This window comes from Acetobacter oeni, from assembly GCF_011516825.1.
Classification (GTDB): domain Bacteria; phylum Pseudomonadota; class Alphaproteobacteria; order Acetobacterales; family Acetobacteraceae; genus Acetobacter; species Acetobacter oeni.
The window spans coordinates 1-1305 of the sequence record NZ_WOTA01000081.1; the positions used below are offsets into that span (position 1 = coordinate 1).

Below are 1305 nucleotides of genomic sequence, written 5' to 3' on the forward strand. Positions count from 1 at the left end.
ACGATCATCAGCGTGTTCGAGGGCCTGATCGGTGTGTCCGGCGCGCGCGCTGCTACCATCCCGACGATGACCGAGGCGCAGGCGCTCGCTGCGCTGGGTGTCTGATGCCCTGCGCCATCCTCGCGGTCATCATGGCCGCGAACCTCTTCACATTCTGTCTCTGCCGGGCGGCTGACCGATGACCGCCCTGGGCTTTCTGCTGCTTCTTTTCGGCACTCTGGCCGCGTGGGCGGCCTCAATCCCTGTTCGGAGTTGGTATCTCTAATGCTCGCGTCTCAGCTTCACGTAGTAACAGCCAGATCCAATCCGCTTCGGTGGCAAGTGCCCGACGCTATCTATCGGGAGTGGGCCGAACATATCCTTGAATCCGGTGCAAGTCTGACCGTTGTCGAGTGCCAGTACGGCGACCGGCCTTTCGTCTGCCACGTTCCCGGCGTCAATCACGTCGGCGTCCGTGCCAACACGCTGGTCTGGGAGAAAGAGCGCTGCCTTAATATAGGCATCGGTAATCTGCCGCAGGACTGGCAATACGTTGCCTGGATCGACAGTGACATCTTCTTTCGCCAGAAGCACTGGGCGCGTGAGACGGTCGAGGCGCTTCAGCTCTTCGACGTGATCCAGCCGTGGTCTGACTGCTACGATCTCGGGCCGAATGGCGAGCATATGCAGCTCCATCGCTCGTTCTGCCGGATGTGGATGGATGGCGAAACCATTAAACAGGGACCGAACGCGCACCGTTCGCCTTATCGGTTTGCTCATCCCGGTTACGCCTGGGCAGCGACGCGCCGGGCGCTGACAGCAACGGGTGGCCTGCTCGATACTGCCGCGCTCGGCTCTGCTGACCATCACATGGCGCTTGGGCTGATCGGGCGGGTCTCGGAAAGCTATCCCGGTAATATCAGCCACGACTACAAAAGGCACTGCCTGCGCTGGCAGTCCCGGGCCATGTCCACGATCAACGGCAATATCGGTGCGTTGCATGGAACGATTGAACATAAGTTCCACGGTTCGAAACGGGACCGGGCTTACGAAAGCCGCTGGGACATCCTGACACGCAATGACTTCCAGCCTGATGAGGATCTGATCCGCAACACATGGGGCGCGTGGGAGCTGGCTGGCAACAAGCCGAAGATGCGCCGCGAAATCGAACGTTATTTCCGACAGCGAAATGAGGATGCAAACGTTGTCTGATCGTAAACTCGGCAAGAAACCTGCCGTCCATGACCCGCGCACGTATCGGCTGAAGGCTGTTCTGGCGACGGCGCTTCCGGTGATTCCCTCGAAGGTAAACTGGGCGCCATCCGC

At 60.1% G+C, this 1305-nt stretch carries 1 protein-coding gene; it reads left to right on the top strand.

Annotated elements, in window-relative coordinates; all coding sequences use genetic code 11:
- Positions 1–264 precede the first annotated feature (264 nt).
- Positions 265–1191, top strand: coding sequence for a hypothetical protein (locus GOB90_RS18635; RefSeq protein WP_146893135.1), 927 nt, complete (start codon positions 265–267; stop codon positions 1189–1191).
- Positions 1192–1305: the final 114 nt, after the last annotated feature.

What these genes read in the sequence shown, in the direction of transcription:
- GOB90_RS18635 (WP_146893135.1), top strand. Translation starts at nt 265, where the DNA reads ATGCTCGCGTCTCAGCTTCACGTAGTAACAGCCAGATCCAATCCGCTT.